At 41.5% G+C, this 22,586-nt stretch carries 12 protein-coding genes; 1 reads left to right on the plus strand and 11 read right to left on the minus strand.

Annotated features, from left to right (window positions below; genetic code table 11):
* Window positions 1–71 precede the first annotated feature (71 nt).
* The 6 genes from HMPREF1535_RS21115 to HMPREF1535_RS21140 form a co-directional block, all read right to left on the minus strand.
* Window positions 72–1,931, minus strand: a complete 1,860-nt coding sequence (locus HMPREF1535_RS21115; RefSeq protein WP_007658177.1) for an FAD-dependent oxidoreductase — start codon at window positions 1,929–1,931, stop codon at window positions 72–74.
* A 16-nt stretch (window positions 1,932–1,947) separates the two neighbouring features.
* Window positions 1,948–3,855 carry an FAD-dependent oxidoreductase gene (locus HMPREF1535_RS21120; RefSeq protein WP_007658180.1) on the minus strand — a complete coding sequence of 636 codons (1,908 nt, stop codon included), beginning with the start codon at window positions 3,853–3,855 and terminating at the stop codon, window positions 1,948–1,950.
* Window positions 3,856–3,902: 47 nt separating this feature from the next.
* Window positions 3,903–5,300, minus strand: a complete 1,398-nt coding sequence (locus tag HMPREF1535_RS21125; protein WP_007658183.1) for an FAD-dependent oxidoreductase — start codon at window positions 5,298–5,300, stop codon at window positions 3,903–3,905.
* A gap of 97 nt (window positions 5,301–5,397) precedes the next feature.
* A complete protein-coding gene (locus tag HMPREF1535_RS21130; RefSeq protein ID WP_007658185.1) occupies window positions 5,398–7,098 on the minus strand; it encodes a RagB/SusD family nutrient uptake outer membrane protein in 1,701 nt (566 codons plus the stop codon).
* A gap of 12 nt (window positions 7,099–7,110) precedes the next feature.
* Complete coding sequence (locus HMPREF1535_RS21135; RefSeq protein WP_007658187.1) at window positions 7,111–10,512, minus strand: TonB-dependent receptor; 3,402 nt, start codon at window positions 10,510–10,512, stop codon at window positions 7,111–7,113.
* 167 nt (window positions 10,513–10,679) lie between these two features.
* The gene (locus HMPREF1535_RS21140; RefSeq protein ID WP_046147385.1) at window positions 10,680–11,612 is read right to left on the minus strand and encodes a FecR family protein; all 933 of its coding nucleotides are present in this window, start codon (window positions 11,610–11,612) and stop codon (window positions 10,680–10,682) included.
* A gap of 141 nt (window positions 11,613–11,753) precedes the next feature.
* Here HMPREF1535_RS21140 and HMPREF1535_RS21145 point away from each other — a divergent pair, with 141 nt between their 5' ends.
* Window positions 11,754–12,347, plus strand: a complete 594-nt coding sequence (locus tag HMPREF1535_RS21145) for an RNA polymerase sigma-70 factor (protein WP_007658191.1) — start codon at window positions 11,754–11,756, stop codon at window positions 12,345–12,347.
* A gap of 89 nt (window positions 12,348–12,436) precedes the next feature.
* Here the strand turns inward: HMPREF1535_RS21145 and HMPREF1535_RS21150 are convergent, their stop codons facing one another.
* From HMPREF1535_RS21150 to HMPREF1535_RS21170, 5 genes are all read right to left on the minus strand, one after another.
* Window positions 12,437–13,675, minus strand: a complete 1,239-nt coding sequence (locus tag HMPREF1535_RS21150) for an alpha-L-fucosidase (protein WP_046147386.1) — start codon at window positions 13,673–13,675, stop codon at window positions 12,437–12,439.
* Window positions 13,676–13,707: 32 nt separating this feature from the next.
* Window positions 13,708–16,173: a hypothetical protein gene (locus tag HMPREF1535_RS21155; protein ID WP_046147668.1), complete on the minus strand. Its 2,466-nt coding sequence runs from the start codon at window positions 16,171–16,173 to the stop codon at window positions 13,708–13,710.
* Window positions 16,174–16,275: 102 nt separating this feature from the next.
* Window positions 16,276–17,976, minus strand: a complete 1,701-nt coding sequence (locus HMPREF1535_RS21160) for a RagB/SusD family nutrient uptake outer membrane protein (protein ID WP_046147387.1) — start codon at window positions 17,974–17,976, stop codon at window positions 16,276–16,278.
* Between the two features lie 12 nt (window positions 17,977–17,988).
* Window positions 17,989–21,369, minus strand: coding sequence for a TonB-dependent receptor (locus tag HMPREF1535_RS21165; RefSeq protein WP_046147388.1), 3,381 nt, complete (start codon window positions 21,367–21,369; stop codon window positions 17,989–17,991).
* A 167-nt stretch (window positions 21,370–21,536) separates the two neighbouring features.
* On the minus strand, window positions 21,537–22,511 hold the full coding sequence (locus HMPREF1535_RS21170) for a FecR family protein (RefSeq protein WP_046147389.1): 975 nt from the start codon (window positions 22,509–22,511) through the stop codon (window positions 21,537–21,539).
* Window positions 22,512–22,586: the final 75 nt, after the last annotated feature.

Raw genomic sequence — 22,586 nt, forward strand, 5'->3', positions numbered from 1 at the left:
TTTATATATTGAGTGCTGCGGCTTATACGAAAAAAAACTACGCAAAGGTTTGCGTAGTTTTCAACCGGATATTATTTAACGACAGGCTTTTCTTTTAATATTCCTCCTTCATTATAGCGCTGGTTATTGGGTAATCCTTTTTTATTTACCCCCTCTTTCATCAGCACTTTGAGTTCTTCCAGATAAGACTGGTACACCTTGCGGGGTTCCACTCCGTATTTCTTACATAAAGAGGCAGCCATACCGACAACCTCGCCCATCATCCCTGTCGTACGCATCACACGGACCGTACCCAGTGCAACATGCGTAACACTGATATTGCGCCCGGCCATAAACAGGTTATCTATATTGCGGGAGTAAAGACAACGATAAGGAACCGGATACGGATGGATCAGGATATGTTTCGTTACCGCCTTAAATTCATTTCCCGGAAAATGGGCGCTGTTTGCTGGATCCTGCCAATGCAGATCAATACTCCAGGTCGTAGCAAAAGAAGCATCTTCATGGGTGACATTTTTTGTAATGTCATCTTCTTTCAGAATATAGTCCCCCATCAAACGACGGGATTCCCGTTTGCCTGCCACATAGGCCACCCAGCCCAGTTTACGGTTGCGATACTGAGTATTCTCTTTCATCTGATTCTTCAGGTAACTCCAATTGGAATAAACGACCAGCATGCCATAGTCACGAATACGTTCAAAATCTTTAATCTGGTCCAGGTTCATTCCGGTCTCCCAGGTCCATTCACCCATCAGGACTTTCTCGCAATTCTTATCATTGAACTCCACGCCGTAACTGAAATCCGGAAAAGATGAGCTTCTTCCATTGTCTACGGAATACCATTGAACGGAAGCACCCATTGTCATCTTATCGGCCTTTTCGGGAGCGATACTTTCTCCGAATTCACTCTTGGCTTCACGTCCCATACGGAAATCGGCTCCGGCCAGATAGCCTATTGTTCCGTCTCCCGTACAATCTGAAAAGAGAGGGGCTTCAAACTTCTGTTCTTTACCACTTTCGATATGCCGGGCTGTAACGGATGTTATTTTATTACCATCTTTTGTTACGCCGATTGCACGATAGTTCAGGAAAAGAGTCACATTCTTTTCATTTGCCAGCCAATCCAGTTTTTTCTGGTCTTCGTAGTTTTCCGCAGGTTGGGCATTTCCTCCCTTTTCCGGACCGAATTCCTTTTGCAAACCTCCCAATTCCTTATAGACGCCTTCTTCGATACGTCCTCCCAAATGGACACGGATCTCCGAGCTATTATTACCTCCAATCACCGGACGGTCGTTAATCAAAGCAACTTTGCATCCTAAACGGGCAGCCGATACAGCGGCACTCATCCCGGCAATACCGGCTCCGACAACAACCAGGTCATACTGTCCCGCCAACGGCGCTTCATCCGGAAAACCCAGCGCTTTCCGGCGGAAGGCTTCCAGTTGTTTCATATCGGACGGAGGTATCCGCCCCTCTTCCGTAGTAAAATAAATAGCATCGCAACGACCGTCAAAACCTGTCAGGTCATGCAGCTTGACCACTGTCCTGAGATTTTTCACCGACACCTTACCGGCAACCTGCCACATCCAGGCTGTACCTTCGGTTCCTAACGGTGACGCCAGCTTTTTACCTCCTACCGACAAGCTGAATTTACCGGGCCCTTCTCCTTTTTTCCAAGGAGAAGTCCAGTTATATGTACGGACATATACATAATACTCCCCCTTTTCAGGAAAAGTAACTTCAGTATAAGCATCGTCTACCGGTTCACCCATGCCATGGGCCAGCAAATACGGCGATCCCATCAGATCCATAAACTGCTGGTCGACTACCCAGCCTCCTTTGTGACTGAAACTTTCAGCTTCAACGAAAAGGTCGGCGGCTCTTACCGTACCTAAACTCAATAATAGTAATAATGTTATTAATGCTTTCATGATAAATATATTTACATTAGTCTAATTTTCCTGCTTCCGGAAAGCCTGATTTACCAACACCCCGGCTCATCAACACTTGTAAATCCGGTAAATATTTTTCATACACTCCCCTCGGCAAGGTCTGATGCTTCCTGCACAGAGAGGCGGCCATCCCGACAACTTCTCCCATCATCCCTCCGGTTCTCATCACCCGTACAGTACCCAATGCGACATGAGTCACACTAATATTCCGGCCGGCCATAAACAGATTGTCGATATTCCTTGAATACAGACAACGATACGGAACGGGATAAGGTTCTATTTCCTGCACATCACAATAGGAAAGAAAAGGCTCTTCTTCCATTCCAGCAATCGGTTTAGGATAATGCAGGTCGACACCCCAGGTGGTAGTAAAGGTCGCATCTTCGTAAGGGACCTTCTCCAGCAAATCCTGCTCACGTAAGATTATATCACCCAACAGACGGCGGGATTCGCGTTTTCCGCCGATATAAGCCACCCATGCCAATTTCTTTCCGGCAAACTCTTCTTTCCTCTTACTTTCATTTTTCAGAAATGCCCAGTTTCCGTAGACTGCCCGGAGGGCATGATCACGAATATATTCTATTTCCGTAATCTGATCTCTATCAAGACCTGCCTCCCAATCCCAGTCACCTCGAAATCCCGGAATACATGTCTCCTCATTGAACCGGATAGCCCACGGACAATCGGGAAAGACTGAAACCTCAGGAGTATCTTCCGTATACCATTGTACAGACGTCCCCATTACCAACTGATCGGCTTTTAAAGGAGCCCTGGGTTCACCTGTCTCCTCTTTACTTTCCCGCCCCATACGAAAGTCCGCACCTGCCAAAAAACCGACTTCACCGTCACCAGTGCAATCTGAAAATAATTTGCCCTTAAAGATATACTCTTTTCCTGACATAATATCCTGCCCTACAACAGAAATAATTTTATTTCCTTCTTTTTTGACATCAAAAACCTGCATATTTAAAAATAGGCTCAGGTTTTCCTGACTTAGCAACAAAGACAACTTCTTTTCATCTTCATAATTAGTTGCCGGACCTGCATTATGGATTTTCTTTTCCGGATGCCGCTGTAATATTCCAAAAATCTGTCTGCTCCTGACAGACAGCGAATCCCTCTTTGCTTCCCAGGCATTCCAATGTCCGACACCTCCAAGTTCATCTACCAGGTATCCCAGGTTCGTATAAGGTTGCTGGGCAATCATACCGGAAAGTCCGACTCTGACTTCCGAACTATTGTTGCCTCCTAAAACCGGACGGTTTTGTATCAGGGCAACCTTACAACCGAGACGGGCAGCACTGAGAGCAGCACAACATCCGGCAATACCACCACCAATAACAACCAGGTCATACTCTCCCCCGTCTTCCGGCTCAACAGGTAAACCCAACATTTCCCGACGGAAAACTGCTAACAGCTTCCCCTCATCCGGAGGAAATAAATCCAATTCAGAGCTGAGAAAAATAGCATCGCACCGGCCATCAAAACCAGTCAAATCCTGAAGTTCCAAACGATTATCACCAACTTTCAACATAATTGTCCCGCCATCCTGCCAATGCCAAGAGGCTTTTTCCGTCCCAAAGGTAGCGTCCAGTGCTTTTCCGTTTAATAAGACTTCAAAACGTCCGGGAGAACCAGTTTTATTCCATTGTTTCACCCAATCCCTGGTCCTAACCCATACACGATATTTCCCTGCCTTCCGAACCTGGATTACCGTTGAAGCATTTTCTACCGGAACACCTAGTCCATGTGCCAGCAGATAAGGAGATCCCATTTGCCCCATGGATTGATTATCCAGTACCCATCCTCCTTTTTTATCAAAGCTTTCTGCTTCTATAAAAATATTATCCGCTTTCAAAGGACAGACCGTTATTAATAATATTATAATCCACCATTGTTTCATAAAAATCTTCATTTACTGTTATTATGATTCGGAATCTGTATAAAAGATCACAGGATCAATTGTCCTTCTTCTTTCAATCTTTTTCTCAAATAAAGGGTATCTATCTTATGTACATCATTTTTAGTCTGCTTAACAGCATGCATGGCTGCCATACCGGCTGCTTCCCCGGTTACCAGACAACAAGGCATTACACGAGTACTGCCAAAGGCCTGTTCATCTGTTGAGATACAACGCCCTGCCGTCAACAAATTCTTAATTCCTTTAGGTGTCAGGCAACGATACGGAATTCCATGTGACTCTCCTTTCTTATAGTGTTCAGGGATATGCTTACCACTATGGATATCTATATAATAGCAATTCCTCCCGATTTCATCTTCAAAAGATTTCCGTTGCCTCCAGTCATCAACCGTAAAAATATAATCGCCTTCAATCCGGCGGCTATCCCTCACTCCAAGCAAAGAAGCTGTTTTTACGACAAAAGCATTGGCAAAGGTCGTAGGCCGTACATCCTTCATGGCTTCTAAATACTGGCCTGCCTTTCGACGCCCCAGTATCATAGCTTGTGATATGGCCCATGGGTCTGTCGTATCAACATCCATATGACCGGCATTACATTGGATAACATCCGGTCCCGACAGGTTATTGCAAAAATGAGTATCAACTAAAGGATATTTACCTGAACGAACCGCTACATAAAGTGGCGTCTTTTCATTCTTCCATTGGTATAATACCGGACCGTTCATATAGTCATAAGAGTCCACATTCGCAAAGGAAAAACATAAACTGGATTTCTGGACAGCCCCATCGTCTCCATATCCACGCTTAAACGGAGCACCTGCCCAGGCTGCCAGATCCCCATCTCCCGTCGCATCTATATAGACCTTACTTTTAAAAGCCACAAGTCCTGCTTTATTTGATACGATGATCGCATCAATCGTATCATTTGACGACATTTCGACGGCTGCCAAACGAGAGAAGAATAAAACATCTGCCCCTGCTTCCGTTACCATCCGGTCGTAGACAGTCATTAAATACTCTGGATTGATACTGACCCAATCCAGTTTATTTTCCGGTTCATGGGAAACTCCTTTTCGGGAAGCTCTGAATATTTTCTCGGCCAATCCCCGGTATATAATTTTCTCACCGTCTGAAAACGGGCACCAAGCTGGTACCATACCAGCTGTTCCCATCCCTCCCAATTGTCCCATAGCTTCTATCAGTAAAGTTCTGGCACCTTCCCGTGCAGCAGAAATTGCTGCCGTGCAACCTGCCGGTCCTCCTCCTACAACGATCACATCCCATTGGTCATTGACCTTTATTTTCGAACGTTTTAATGTCAGAACCTTTTCCTGAGAAACCAATGGAGCCGAATTTATAAGACCGGGTATCGTTGCCGTCACTGCCATCGCTCCTACTTTCTTTACAAAATCTCTTCTATTGCCCATCTTCAATTCTGCTTATCTGATTTATACTATTTATAGCTGGAAAGAAAAGGCACTTTATCTTCCTTTCACGAATAATAAAATGCCTTTATCTTGCAGATTAATAATTAGGATTTTGCTTCATATTCGGATTAATCAGAATCTCAGTCGTCGGTATCGGCCATAAATACTGGCGTTCATCCCATTTCTTTTGGGCAACAACAGCGATCTTACCGGCACTTTCCATCTTAGTGAAATCAGCCAGGCCGTTTTCATCGATATCCGGAGCATAAGGCCAGAACCAGTCTCCCTGGCTAACAACTTTCTCTATAAGTAAAGAAGCCGGGTAAAGCATCATATACACTTTCTTGTTCATTACTTTGTCCATCAACTTCCAGCGCATCAGATCCATATAACGAAGTCCTTCCTTGGCAAACTCCACACGTCTTTCCATACGCAATTCGGATCTCAGCTTGTTCTGATTTGTCATTGTAAATGCCGGATACTGACTTACCGCCGATTTATCGACACCATAAGCTCTGGCACGAACTTCGTTCATGGCATCCAATACGGACTGATCGATCTGGTTCAATTCTATCTTTGCTTCTGCATACATTAATAATATATCCGCATAACGGATTATTATTTTATCAGGATCAATATCGTGGGCATTCTCCAGACAGCTTTCATCCATTCCCTTTTTCCAAACGAGGCCATTATAAGAAGCATATTGCGCAACTGCACGGGAATCATTGTTACTAATCATCTTGCCTGACTTATAGTTCATAACTTCCAATGCCTCAGGATGAGGATTGAATTCTATACCCAGGAAGTTCTCTCCAAACGGAACGATAGTCATTGACAACCGGGGATCGCGATTCTTAAACGGGTCATGAGAATCGAACAACGGAGATTCATCAATGGGTAACCCGTCAATACAAGTATACGAGGCCAATAGTTCCCAGGTCGGGTTCGGTACAGCATATCCTCCGGAATTCCTCGGTAGCCATCCTCTTACATTCATGACCACATTATATTCAATGGAACGGGGTATCAGAAAGATAGATTCCTCCGCATTCTTTGTATTTGTCAGAAACAGATCCCCATAGTCTTTATGTAAAGAATAAATACCCAAATCCATGACAGCCTTTGTTGCAGCAACAACAATGTCATAATCGCCCATATAGAGTGCATAACGCGCTTTCAGTGCCAGAGCAGCCCCTTTCGTTGCCCTCTGAGCACCCGAGTATGAAACCGGTAAAGTTTCTGCCGCCACATCAAACTCATCATAAACAAATTGTTTCACAACCGCAATATCGGTACGGCCCATTGCCATACCTGCCTCTATATCTATATCATCTTCTACCAAAGGTATGCCACCAAACTTTGAAGATAATTTCGCATAAGCACATGCCCTGTGAAAATGAGCCTCGGCAATAAAACCGTTGATTTTTGCTTCGGAAGCACCTGCTTCAACTGCACGGTGTGCTTTTAATATGACCCCATTGGCACGGGAAATAACCTTATATTGTTTTGACCACAGGTCTGTAACCTTATCCGTCTGACCGTTTAAGGTTGCATTTTGGAAAGGAGTCAAAGATTCACGATAAATATTATCATCGGACCAATCGGTATTCCCCTCCTCATCCAACGGCCAGAACGTATCTCTGTATAATTCATTGACAGCCATTTCAATCTCTGTCTCATTCGAATACCAATTTTCCGTCGAACCATAAGACAAAGGATTCAAATCCAGGTCATGGCAGGCAGTAAGCAATGTTATGCCACTGAATAAACAAATTATTATATTATTTCGTTTCATGATCATTCTTATTTAAAAGTTAACCGATACACCTAATAACACAGACATAGTAATAGGATAGCCTGTTGCACTAACTTCCGGGTCCCAACCATGCGGGTATTTACTCAGACAGAATAAATCGCTTCCGGAAGCATAAAACCGAACTGATTCCATACTAATTTTCTTCGTCCATACGGAAGGAAGCGTATAACCTACTGTCAGGTTCTTCATTCTCAGATAGCGTCCGTTGAACATCCAGTAATCAGACATGCTCATGTTGGCATCCACACTATTACGGGTCAGGCGGGGATACTTAACACCTGCATTCTGTTCCGCCGTATTATTGGTACTCCAATAATCACCTTCCAGGATTGACGGGAATCCTCCCCAGTTCGTATTCAATCCTTCAACCATATTTCTGCTGATACGGGAATTCTGACTGCCAACTCCCTGGAACATCATTGATATATCAAATCCTTTATAAGAAGCAGATAAGTTCACACCAAACATGTAACGGGGAAGTGATCCGCCCAGCAATACGCGGTCGTACTCTGAAGAAATTTTGCCATCAGGCACGCCATCCGGACCTGAAATATCTTTATATTTGATATCGCCGATCGTTACATTATTATTCAGCTTCGGTGAGTTATCCACCTCTTCCTGCGTTTGGAATAGTCCGTCACTAAGATAACCGTACCATTCGTCAAACTGGCTGCCTTCCATCTTTACCTTTTCACCTAAAAACTCTGTTCCACCTAAATTTCCCATTTTAGAAATGAAATCAGATAAATTGGCAGATACGGAATATCTGAAATCACCCACCTGGTCACGCCAGCCGATTTCCAGATCATAACCGGTCGTATGCATATTTCCGGTATTTACACTCGGATTATCATATCCGATAAATTTCGGAATTTCGAGAGCTAGCAACATATCCTTCGTTTTCTTCTTATAGAAGTCTCCGGTAAAATGCAGGCGTCCATCCAGGAAGTTTGCATCCAGACCAATGTCCCAGGTTTCTGTCGTCTCCCACGATATATTACGAACAGCATAATACTGTTGAGCGGCTGTCAGGAAAGAATTTACAGTATTCCCACTATAAAATAAAGCAGAACCAAAATTCAAAGCCGATTGGTAAGGATAATAGTTCTGTACTGTTGTGTTATCCTTCGACATTGTGATACGTTCATTGCCCAGCGTACCCCACGAACCTCTCAATTTCAGGAAGGAAAGCCAGTTCCAGTCTAAATTTTTGATAAACTGTTCTTCACTGGCAACCCAGCCTGCTGACAATGAAGGGAAGTTCGCCCATCTGCTATCCGGAGCAAAACGGGAAGAACCGTCCCGACGGAAGTTCACCTGCAACAGATACCGGTTATCATAACTATATGCTATACGGCCAAAGAATGAACGATAAGCATATTCTTCAGCATTACCGCCATTATCCCTCAGATTTTCAGGACCAATATCCAGGTAAGGGAAATTTGTTAATTCATACTGGTCACGAGAAGCGCTCAGTTTTTCCCCAAATGCATAATAGTCCTCATAACCGACCATTGCTGAAAGTTCATGTTTCCCAAAGGTTTTATTATAATTCGCAAAAAACTGAGTGGTCACATCATAACTATCGTTTCTGTTTTCAGTCAATTTAGTCGTTGTAAACCCATTCATATATCCTTTTATCGTATTAGGATCATTGGCATAAGTAAAAGGAACCTGTTTACGAAAACTTTTTACCTTATCAAAATTATAGGTAGGTGCAATTACGCCCGATATCTTCAAGCCTTCAATAGGAGATATATCAATAGCAGCCTTACCACCCAGCCGGTTATACCAGGAGGTTTTCAAACCGCCGTCCGTAATCATAGCCAACGTATTCTCACCGTCCTTGACGTCTCCCCACATACCGTTACTCCATCGCGCTGCATAAATAGGCGGAGTTGCGCGATATTGTAAATCCATCGGATTTCTATGTGGTTCTTCAGACTTGGAACGTTTATAATTTACGTCCAGATGAGCTTCAATATATTTATTGATCTTAAAGTCGTTATTTACCCGGATCATATAACGTTCATAATTTCTGTTCACATAAATACCGTCTGTTTTATCATAACGGAATGAAGCCTTTGTACGAACGACTTTACTACCACCTGCTATATTTATCGAGTGAGTCTGGCGGGGGGCAGAGTTTTTCAGAATTTCATCCTGCCAGTCTGTTACAGGGTAAGCATCAGGATCAGTTGCATTATTCTTTATCCAGTTGTTGACCTGATCTTCCGAATACGTCTGATACCAACCTCCTGCATTATTATCATTATAACGCAGTTCATTTACCATTTCCATAAATCGTTGGGTACCCACATATTCAGGAAGTTTAGTAGGCATCTCCCAACCATACTCAAAATTATAATTCAATGATAAATCGTTCTCTTTAGCACGTTTCGTTGTGATCACAATTACTCCGGCAGCGGCACGGGAACCGTAAATAGAGGCAGAAGCAGCATCTTTCAAAACAGACATGCTCTCCACATCTTCCGGATTTACCTGGTTGATATCACCCGGAACCCCATCGACAATAACCAACGGACTTGATTCACCGATCGTCGTTACACCACGTATTTTGATGGAAGCGGTAGAACCCGGAGCACTATTATCGCGCGTAACCAATACACCGGAAGCAGCTCCCTGCAATGCCGTAGACAATTGCGTTGTTTTACGTGCTGCCAGATCATCTCCTTTCACGGCAGCTACCGCACCGGTCAAATCTTTTCTTTTCATGGTACCATAACCTACAACTACAACTTCGTCCAATAATTCAGAATCTTCCTCTAAAGAGATAATAATATTTGATTTATCATTAATTTGAAATTCCTTCGTTATATATCCTATATAAGAAATTGTTAGTACAGCACCCTGATTAACAGATAGAACAAAATGCCCGTTCATATCCGTGATCGTTCCATTTGTTGTCCCTTTTTCCACAACATTAGCACCAATAACCGGATTTCCGTTCTGTTCAATAACACTTCCATTGATTTTCTTCTGCTGATTAACACTGTCTGTCACTAATCTCCTATTAGACAATGCAATCTGTTTATCTACAATACGATACTCTACATTGGTCTTTCCAAATAAAATTTCTAATATTTCATTGATACTCTTACCATGAATATCTATATTCACTGTCCAGTCAATATCCACAGATTTATCAGTGAAAAGGAAAGAGTATTCCGTTTCCTTTTCAATTTTATCGAGAACTTGTTCAACAGTAGCATTTTCCAGTTTCAAATTAATAACCGTATTCTGTGAATACAAATTTTCTGCATGTAACTGAGTCATCACAATAAATAACAAGAATAAACTGATTCTCACAACACGCACTAATTTAGGTATACATAGGGGGATATCCCCATTGGATTGTTTTAGAATTTTCATAACTTTGTACTTGGATTTTTTAATTAAACGAATTAGGACCGATTGGCGTCGGACTTAATTTTTTGATTTAAGGGACAAGGATAAGTTGACGCTTATACTTGTCCTTGTCTTTTTTGTATTACCTGTTTCTTATATAACCTCCTTTCTTTATTGGTATTTGTTTCTTTTTATTTTAACCAAATATCTATACGCTGACGTGGATAGGATGAATCTTTTAGTTGTTCAGTCTCCGCGATTTTCCAATCTATCGGAGCAACTAATTTCAAATAGTCTAATATCTGAGTTACACTTTCTGTGGAGAACGAAGCCCTGCATTTATAATCAATATCGGTCTTCCGGTGCATAACAATATCGACATTATATCGTCGTGATAACCGTTTTATCACCTCATCAAGCGAAGTATTCCTGAACACCAGGCGTCCATCCTTCCAGGCCGTTTTTTCCTCTACATTGACTGTACGTATCAATAACTTCTGATCGGATTTACTATAATAAGCCTGCTCATTTGGCTTCAGCAGCACAGATTGCTTATGAATGAGAACATCCACCTTGCCTGTTTCCAATGTTGTTTCAACCCACATCTCATCACTATAAGCATTTACATTGAACTTCGTTCCATGTGCCTTCACTTTCATCTTTTCGTTGACTGATACATAAAACGGATGCAGTCTGTCTGATTGCACTTCAAAATACCCCTCTCCAGACAGATAAACAGTCCTTTCATCCCCCGTAAAGTGAGAAGGATATCGTAGAGAACTTCCTGCATTAAGCCAAACTTTCGACTTATCCGGTAATTCCATTTGCGTAACTATGCCGGGAGCAGAAACAACTTCCAAATAAGATATATGCTTATCCTCTTGCAGTCGGTTTATATACAGATAAGATAAGAAACCTGTCGATAAAATAAAGGGAAGCAACAATATGGCAGCTATACGCAAAGCGTTGTTAAGATATTTTTGTTTCCAGGAATAAGCCGTTATCCTTTTCTGATTTCTTGCAAAAGCCTGCTCAATATCATAATTATCGTAATCACAAATATCTGCATCTATAGCCTTTGCTATGAGGATGTATCTTTTTATATCTTTTCTATCCAGTTCCATATCTTCTTTGTTTATGAATAGACACACAGAAATAAAAAAGGGGACACTCTATTTTCATTTTTTTTTCAAAAAAGCAAGGTTTATATTTTCTCATTCTTATCTTTGCTTTACTAAACAAACTGATTCAATGTATATTTATTAGTGGAAAGACTTGACACAGAGAGTATAGAATATCTTTTATGGAGTATATCCAATAACGATGACCAAGTAGCTTACCGTTCGTTATTCGAACAGTATTATGTTTCATTATGCCAGTTTGCCAGGCGATACATCGACGACCAGGAAACACGCGAAGATATTGTTCAGGATGTATTTTTTACTATTTGGGAAAAAAGGAAAACTATCATTCCTTACACTTCAGGTAAAAACTTCCTCATAACATGTGTCAAAAATCTTAGTTTAAACTATTTGCGTAGTCAGGGATATAAACAAGAATATGAAACAACGATCAAAAAAAATATTCCCATATATTTTAATAACCTAGATGATCTCTATACACTACAGGAACTGCAGCATCTACTATATCAAACATTAGAGAAACTTCCGCCTGAATACAGGCTTGCTTTTGAACTGAACCGCCTTGAGAACAAGAGTATTGAAGAAATAGCTGAAATAATGGGGGTATCCTGCAGAACAGTAAAAAGATATAAGAGCAAAGCGATTGAAATACTGAAAAAAGAATTAAAAGATTACTTACCTTTATTTATGCTATTCACCTCCATTTTTGACAAATAGCGAGCAAAACAGGATTCTGTAAATTATATAAAAAGGAAGAAGATCCTTTCTCCTTCCTTTTTTACTTCACCATAAGCAACCTATCTCATTTACCTGGCAGTTTGATTCTCTTTCTCTTTATCAATCTGTTGGACAGCCTTTGTTCTATAATCCATATAATCTTTTGTATTCAATGCCGGGAAACCATTCTTTTCAAGATAATCACCAACTTCACCCAATGTCTTCACATTTTCTTCCAAAATTGTACCGTCAGGGAGTGGTCCTATATTCAAAAGCAGGTTTGCATTTATCTTTGCACAATAATTCAATAAGTCCATAACCTCATCTTTCGACTTTTGTCTCTGTCGCGGAGAGCTATGATAAGCCCATCCCAATGTTTGAATAGGAATATTCAATTCAGCCGGTTTTCCTTTATTGCTTTCCCACGAATGATCAGCAGCATCCTGCACTTGCTGAGGCAAGCCGGCACTCTTAAACACCGAAGCCAAAGAGCCCATTTCTCTTTCACCTGTAATGAAATCCTCATTTCCATTTGCTCCTGTTTTAAACACAACCAGTGCATGCGGCTGGATTGAATGAATCATATCATAAACTTCCTGTATATTAAAAAGATCGGAATGCTGATATACACCACCGACTGTATCAAACCAAAGCCCGGCAATCGGTCCGTATTGCGTGCACAGTTCCATAATCTGCGTTTTCGCAAAGTTCAGATAATGTTTAAAATCTTCCACCTTTTTAAAAGCATACTCGTCGGGCATTTCCTTATAATGGGGACGAGCCGGATTATACATAGAACTCGGTAAAAAATAAGGATGGTGCCAATCCAAACCGATCGAATAATAAATGAACAAGCCTAATCCGGCTTTCCGGCAAGCGACAGCCAGTTCCTTTACAAAATCACGTTGTGCAGGATAATCCACACTATTATAGTCGGTAGCTTTCGTATCCCATAAGGCATAACCATCGTGATGCTTTGCTACAAAAGTTATGTATTTCATTTTAGCTCTGACCGCCAAATCCACATAATCCTGGGCATTAAATTTCTCTCCTTTGAATTCTCTGGTTTTCTGCTCATATTCTTTATAAGGGATAGCTTCATTATACATCACCCATTCTCCTTTTCCATACAAAGAGGCTGGTCCCCAATGGATAAACAAGCCAAAACGAGCATCCTTAAACCATGCCAAAGCAGCCTCTTTAGGTGATTTTGCGTATTCGGCTTCGTATCCTTTCAGATAATACGGGACTTCTCTCCACGTCTGTTCCTGCCCTCTCAGATTCAGGCACAAAAGCAAACAGATAATCAATACACTATATTTATTCATAACAACTCTTTTACTTTGATCAATTACCAAGTCTATTTATATTCCAGCCACGCCGTAGCTTTTGTATCTTCATCTGTGGAGAAACGAATCCAACGAGCCTGGAACTCTGCCGGAAACTCATATGTCCATTTTTCTCCCGCTTTCACTTTCCGTACCATATATTCCATCCAATCCCCGTTTCCTGTCGGGTCTGCTTCAATGGTAAAAGTAATATCGTCAGCAGACTGATGCGATAAGGTTAACTTTTTCCTGTCATAAAATCCTATCAGATAAGGGTCAGACGGGATACCGGCTTTTACTGACGTATCTTTCCACGGACCACCTTTTCCGAGCGGTTTACCCAACTGCCACAAATCATCAATAACACCTACCCATACTGCCGCTTTACTGTCGTTGGAAACAATGACATGTTCATTATCCTTTCCTTCTTCCGGATTCACCCCTGTCAGGACAAGCATTCCACGATAGGAAGCATAATCGTTTATCCGGTAATTATGAGTAGAAACAGGACGAATCTTTGCATAACCATCTGCATTTTCGGCAGGAAGTTCATAAAATGTACCCATACAGGAAAATAGATCACGCTCTGTTGCCACTTCGCGACAAATACGAAGTTGCCCCTCATTCGTCAAAGATGTATACGCCTTGTCCCCTAATGGCAATCGCCATCTGCGTCCCAGGTCGTCAACAATTAATACCGAGCTATTTTCTATTGAAACAACTTGTTGCGGAATAGCAAATTTTGAGCGGATCAAACCGGCCGTTTCAGCATCATCCTTGCGAACCAGCTCCAACTTATCGCCCATTTCATAATAACCGGTTTCAACCGTATTACCATTTACAACGGTATTAGCCAACAAACCCAAAGCACGACGGTTATCCCCAACTCCGTACAATAAACCGCCGGTTAAATTTTTATCCGTAGCAGAAGCCATACCTTTATAAATTGTTGCGGGTTGTACAGAGCGGGTATCAGGTGTCGTATAAGAAAAACTAGCTGTTGCCAATGTATTCTTGTCTGCTTTCACGCGAATCCATTCTCCTTTATCTTCTGCCGGAAATATAACACTGGCGGCCTTTCCCGGACTAACAGTTACGGATTTTATTGTTTTCCAATCGTTCGTACCAGTTTCGTCTACTTCATAGGCAAAAGTTACCGGTTGTTTTCCCTCATTCTTAATCCAACCGATACGATTTGCCCAGCCGGCAAACAGGAAAGGCTCGGAGGCTTCATTTGCCTTTATACTCTCTTTTGCCCAAACAGCCCCTTCGGCTGTTGCCGGACCTAATTCATCCGGTTTCGAAAAAGAGGTAAACCACAGATTGGAATTGGATTGGCCGGGACCTTCTATATTTCCTTTTGCCTTACGTTTATTCAGGAATTCTTTCTGAGCCGAGTCATCACATCCGAAAACGAGCTGATCGTTCCAACGAGTGAAATCACCGATAACCTTCAGATAAGCAGAACGCGGACGGATACCGGCACTGTTATCTGCTGTAAACTGACCGGGAAAACGCCAGAACATGCCATGCATCGTCATCAGATAATCAGGATTGGATTCTGTTCCGACATTCCGGATACGGGGCCATTCCGTATTCCATCCGTGCGCTCCGTCATAGCTATGGCTGGCTTTGGGAAGGCGATAGAAAGACCAACCTTTCTTCGCATCACGTACTCCCAGTAAAACAGACTTATGATCCCAACCCGTAGCCCACAACGGGTCTGTCTCCGGATTCGTATTTCCATAAATGCCCCCCGGACCTGTTACTTCCGTAAATTGATTCCTCCGAACCGTTTTCCAATCTTTACCATTCCATTCAGCCAAAACACCGGCTTTTACATCAAACTTTTTCAATGCTTCAGCCGTACCTTCCCCATTGTTGGAAAAAACAGCAACGCCTTGTCCCGAATAGAAACCTTTTCCATGTACACCCGGCAATACATCATTCGTATCATCCTTTATACCTTTCTTTCTATTTCCATCCTGATATAATTCTTTTACTTCCAACGTATTGACATCCACCTCATAAAAACCCTCTTCCATCGTACCGTAATAGATTTTATGGGCAGGATCCGTCAAATGGCGGGCATTGCCGGTATGACGTCCCGGCATTACCGAATAAGGTATCACCCGAACTTTACCTGTTTTATCAATGGCATACGGACCAATAAAAAGCTGGTTGCTTTCTTTATGGACCATGCGGTTCGCCGGAGTTCCTCCTATACTCTCATCATGTATAATCTGGCGATAATCGGATGTTACCTCATACAATTTATCCGAAGAGCCATTAGGTAAATGCGGCCCATAGGTAATAACCCATAATCGGTCTGCCCAGGGAACCACGGCTCCCGTTCCACATTCTCCTTCATTATTATAATAAGCCAAACGAGGATAAATACCGGATACCGAATCCGGAACTCTCTTAGACTCTTTTTGTGCCGAACAACTCATTATCGATAGTACTGTCAATATGCCTATCGTACTGTTTAATTTCATCTTCATTTTATTTCTGTTATAAAATTAGCAATAAAGGCTCCTCTCAACGCTTATACGCATTAAGACAAGAGAGGAGCCAATATAAGAATTATTTATACGAATTTAATATCCGGGATTCTGTTTTAAATTCTCATTGATAAGAACTTCCTTCGTAGGAATCGGCCATAAATATTGACGATCGTTCCACATACGTTGAGACATTGGAGCTATCAGTCCGGCTTTTTCCATCGCAGAGAAATCAGGAATACCGTCTTCGTCAATCTGCGGAACATCCGGCCAAAACCATAGGCCTTTATCTATGATCTTTTCACGCAATAAGCTTACCGGATACAACATTCCATAATTAGGACGCGTCAATGCTTTTCCTGCAATTTTCCATCTGACCAAATCCATATAACGCAAACCTTCCTTTGCAAATTCCACACGTCGTTCGTTACGGATAATCGTACGTAACTTTTGTTGAGAAGTTGTAGTAATTGCCGGATAGGCACTTATATTTGTATAATCTACCCCATATGCTCTGGCACGAACCCTGTTAATTGCATCTAATACGGATTGATCTATCTGATTCAACTCGATCTTTGCTTCAGCATACATGAGTAAAACATCTGCATAACGGATAATTATTTTATCGGGATCAACATCCTTCCCATTCTCCAGCCATGTTTCATCAATTCCTTTTTTCCATAATAATCCATTAAATGAAGCGAACTGGGCATTCACACGAGCATCATTGTTTTTCTGCATCTTGCCCGTATTGTAATTCATTACCTCCACTGCATCCGGATGCGGATTATAATCGAAGCCCAAATGCCGTGTTCCAAATTCCACAATAGTAGCCGTACAACGCGGATCACGATTTTTAAACGGATTATGAGGATCAAACAGAGGAGATTCATCAACCGGAAGGCCGTCCGTACATTCGTAAGCAGCCAGCAAATCCCATGAGGGAGTAAATGCTCCCCAACCGCCAGGGTTTCTTGACACCTCATTCATAACCGTCCAGTTTCCTAACGTCACTTTATATTCGATAGAACGGGGTAACAAGAAAATCGACTCTTCCGAATTTCTAGTAGTCGCCTTAAAAAGTTCGGCATAGTCCGGATGCAATTTATAAAGTCCTAAATCCATACATCTTTTGGCGGCATCAGCGGCAATCTCCCAATCACCCATGTACAAAGCGAAACGAGCCTTCAACGCCAAGGCTGCCCCTTTGGTTGCACGCTGCGAAGACAAAGCGGAATACTTTTCCGGCAAATTCTCTATCGCTTTATCATAATCCTCGTATATTTTAGGTATGATCTCTGATTTCGGAGTTCGTCCCAACGTAAAAGCTTCTTCTATGTCGACAACCTCTGTCAGATAAATTACATCTCCGAAATAAGTAACTAGCCTCGCGTAGCAGGAAGCTCTCTGAAATAAGGCTTCGCCTTCATATTGTTTCAGTTTAGCTTCCGAAATTCCCATGCTTGCAGCCTTATCCATATTGGCCAGGATAGTATTTGCCCGGCCTATGGATTTGTACTGGTTAGACCACAAAGTTGTGACATCTCCATCCTGTCCGTTAAAAGTTCCTTTTAGTATTTCAGACGGAGTTTCTCTATAAATAAAGTCATCAGTCTTGTCTTCATTATCCAACGGCCAAAAGTCATTTCGATAGAAATCTTTGACAGACATCTCTATTTCCGTTTCGCTGGAATACCAATTCTCACTGGAGGCCTGCGACAGTGGATTTAAATCTAATTCATAACAAGAATTTAATCCTAAGCAGCATCCTAATAATATCATTAATTTACGTTTCATCTTTACATGCTTTTAAAAATTAACAGATAAACCAAACAACACAGATGTTGTGATCGGGTAAGAAGAACTTCCCATTTCCGGGTCCCAACCGCTCGGATATTTACTGATACAGAACAGATCGTTGGCAGCAATATAAATACGAGCTTTCTTAATCGTCGCCTTTTCAGTCCATGCAGTCGGTAACGTATATCCGAATGTCAAATTCTTCAAACGGAAATAACGGCCTTTAAACAGCCAGTAGTCAGACATTGCATAATTACTGCCTGCATTAGCAAATGTTAAACGAGGATAAAAAGCTTGCGCATTCTGAGCATCTGTGTTCTTTTCACTCCAGTAGTTGCCATCTATTATGGCAGGCGTATTTCCCCAATTGTCTCTCAATGGTTGTACCATTGTTTGGGATAAACGTGCATTGTGTCGTCCTATACCTTGAAATGCCAAAGAAAAGTCAAACCCTTTATAACTTAAGTTCAAAGATCCTCCATATTGGAATCTCGGTAATGAACCACCTAACAAGACACGGTCATATTCCGGTGAAATTTTTCCATCAGGAACACCATCCGGTCCGGAAATATCTTTATACTTCACATCTCCGAGTTGTACATTATCATTCAATTTAGGATCTTTCAAATCTTCCTCCGTCAATATCAGACCATCACTAAGATAACCATACCACTCATTAAATTCACTACCTTCCATTTTGACTTGATCTCCTAAAAATTGCGTACCGTCCAGATCCCCCATTTTAGAAACGAAATCGGAGAAATTGGCAGAAATACCATACGTCAGATCGCCGATCCGATCGTTCCAGGCAAGTTCAAGATCATATCCATTGGTATACATCTTACCGCTATTTCGCTGTGGATTATCAAATCCGACATAATCCGGAATCTCTAATGCCAGCAACATATCTTTTGTCTGTTTATTATAATAATCAGCCGTAAAACGTAAACGGTTATGAAAGAATGTAGCATCCAGACCGATATCGGCAGAACTGGTTGTTTCCCAGGAAATGTTTTCTACAGCATAAGCCCATTGCGCTGCCGACAGTTCAGGCACTACCGTTCCGTTTTTATAAAACAAAACATTACTAAAATTAATAAATGCCTGATACGGATAATAGTTATCTGAAATTCTTTCATTTCCTAACGTACCGTAAGAAGCTCTCAATTTCAGGAAAGATAACCATTTTATATCTGCATTTTTCATAAACGCTTCCTCACTCATTACCCAACCGGCTGAGAACGAAGGAAAAATACCCCAACGATAGTCTGAATGGAAACGCGAAGATCCGTCGTAACGTACATTTGCCTGTAATAAGTACCGATTATTATAATTATAAGCGACACGGCCAAACCAAGATTGATAAGCCAACTGCACGGCACTTCCGTAATTGTCTCGAAGATCTAAAGGACCAATGTCCAAATAAGGAAAATTATCAAGTTCATATTGGTCACGGGAAGCTCCCAGGTTTTCACCAAAATAACGATAAGTTTCATAACCTGCCATCACATTCAAATCGTGTTTGCCAAAAGTTTTCATGTAGTTGGCAATCGCTTGAATTGTCACGTCATAGCTATCGTTTCTTGCTTCAGATAATTTTGTTGAACTGTACCCTTCCATATATCCGCCGATTATATTCGGATCATCTTCCAATGAGTAGGAGACGGCTTTATAAAAATCTTTATTTTTGGCAAACGTGTAATTAGGTGCTATCACTCCAGAAATCTTCAATCCATCGAAAGGAGTAATATTTATAGCAGCACGTCCGCCGATTTTGTTGAACCATTCGTCTTTAAAACCACTTGAATTGACAAGTGCATAAGGGTTATTACCATTTTTACCATTGGCATATTCTCCGTTTGCCCAGACCGCCGGATAAATCATCGGAGCCAAACGTATATTATAAAATGGAGTATAATAGGGTTGATGGTTTTTCGTCCGTTTGAAATTGAAGTCCAAAGTTGCACCTAAATACTTATTCACTGTGAAATCATTGTTGGATCGAATCATATACCGTTCATAGAAACGATCTGCATACAAACCATCCACTTTGTCGTACACAAACGAAGCACTCGACTTGACCGCTTTAGAACCGCCTGCCACGCCGATCGTATGAGTCTGACGCGGAGCCGAACCTTTCAAAATCATTCCAACCCAATCTGTCATAGGATATTTATCAGGGTTTGTCTGGTGATATTTTTCCCAATTATTTATATCATCATCCGAATAAGCCTGGTTCCAACCTCCGGATTTATTGTCATTATAACGCAACTCATTGGTCGTTTCCAAAAAACGTTTAACCCCTACGTACTTCGGTTGCTTGGTTGGTATCTCCAATCCGTATTCAAAATTATAATCGATCGACAGACTTTTCTCCTGGGCCCGCTTAGTCGTAATCAAAATGACGCCTGCCGCTGCACGTGAACCATATATGGAAGATGACGCTGCATCTTTCAAAACAGACATGCTTTCCACATCATTCGGATTCACATCATTAATACTACCGGGAACACCATCGATAATTACCAACGGACTCGTATCGCCAATCGTCGTAATACCACGAACCCGGATACTACCGGCAGCTGCCCCCGGAGCATTGTTATCACGGGTTACCGTCACACCGGCTATAGCACCTTGCAACGCAGTAGATAATTGTGTTGTCTTACGGGCTGCCAAATCATCCCCTTTTATAGCAGCGACAGAACCTGTCAGGTCTTTCTTTTTCATGGTACCATAACCAACAACGATAACTTCATCCAAAACTTCAGTATCTTCTCTCAAAGTGATTGTTACGGAGTTCTTGCCAATGACAGGTATCTCACTCGTTACATATCCTATATAAGTGATAACTAACGTAGCGTCAGACGCTACGTTAAGGGAGAACCTCCCTTCGGCATCCGTTATTGTACCGTTTGTCGTCCCTTTTTCTACCACGTTTGCACCAATAACAGGCAAACCTGTTTCATCATTAATAACTCCCGATACAATTTTCGTCTTCTGCTGTGCCGCATTCGTAGCCTGATTGGGTTCTGTAAAAGCCTTAATTAATACCTGACGATCAATAATCTGATAATTATATCCCGTATTATTAAATATCTGCGTAAGAACTTCATCCAATGTTACATTCTTAGCATTTACACTTACTTTCTTATTTACATTTACATGATTGTCATTAAAAAAGAAAGTAAACTCGCTGTTCTTCTCAATCTCTTTCAGTATTTCAATGATACTGGCATTATTCTTTTTGATTGAAACTTTGTAATCCTGCGCATAGGTGGAGGCAGAAATACAACAGGCAACAGCCAATGAAAATAAGGTTGTGATCTTCATAATGCGAATTGTTTTTCTTAATAACGGGACACAACAATCCCTGTCATTGTTTTTTTTCATAACTTTGTATTGTTTTTAATGAATAATAAATGCAAGTCGTTGGCTTGGACTCCTTATGACGTGCATTTTCTTGAAAACTCACGGATTGGAAGGTACTTGCAGGTATCTTCCAATTTTTTTAGGTTAACTGCTCGATATGTCCATAGGCTATAGATTTAGATTATTAATTATTTGAGAACTAACACATAATTTCCATTACTTGTCTTTTGATATTTTAAAGGAGATGATTCTCCCATCATAAACAATATCCGTTCCAATGATTCATCCCTTACCTTAAATGTAAAGCGGTATTTATCCGCCAGGTCTTGCTGGCACATAATCTTACGTCCGTACCATTGCTCCAGACGTGGAATAATCATGGATAGTTTTTCATTTTCGAAACTGACTATCTTCTGTTTTCGCCATGAAGTATATTTATCTGCATCGACAGTTAAAACATAGGCCGAATCTGCTTGCTGATCATATACTATCTTTTCATTCGGCGACAAAATAAACTCAGCTCTATCACCTTTTGAATTATTTATTCCTATCTTGACTTTCCCATTTAACAGGACAGTCTCCGATTTACTTTCTATATCATAATCAAACACCTCGAAAGCCGTTCCCAAAGCCTGTACTTCCATTTCCGAAGTATGTACGATAAAGGGTTTGTGAGGATTTTTATGGATATCAAAAAAAGCCTGACCGTCTAAATGTATTTCACGTGTTTTTCCTGTAAATGCAGCAGGATAGGTCAATTTACTACCGGGTCCCAACTGTACGACCGTCCCGTCCGGCAATGATACCGATTGCATATTCTGAATACCTGACGTAACAACATAAACAGGAATATTATCTTTCTCTCCTAGATAATAAGCCATCCCTCCGACAGCCAACAACAATAAAACAGATGCTGCCACGCTATAAACTTTATAGAATAAATATCTTTTTACAGATGCATTGTCCCAAAGACTTTGGCGAATACGATGCCATATCCGCATACTGTCAGCCCGGTCAATATACGCAGCATCCGGAGCATTGTTCCACTGACTGAACATTTGTGTTTTTACCGCATCCCGCTCATTCAGTGCAGTACGCTCCTCCTCTCCCAATGCATCCTGCATCAGCTTTTTTAATATATATCTTTTATTATCCTGATCCATTTCTTTTTATCTGCTTTATAATAAATACCCCCGAACATATAGGTTACCCCTATCCGCCCATCGTTTTTTTTTAAT

Origin of the sequence: Parabacteroides goldsteinii DSM 19448 = WAL 12034 (assembly GCF_000969835.1) — a bacterium.
GTDB lineage: Bacteria > Bacteroidota > Bacteroidia > Bacteroidales > Tannerellaceae > Parabacteroides > Parabacteroides goldsteinii.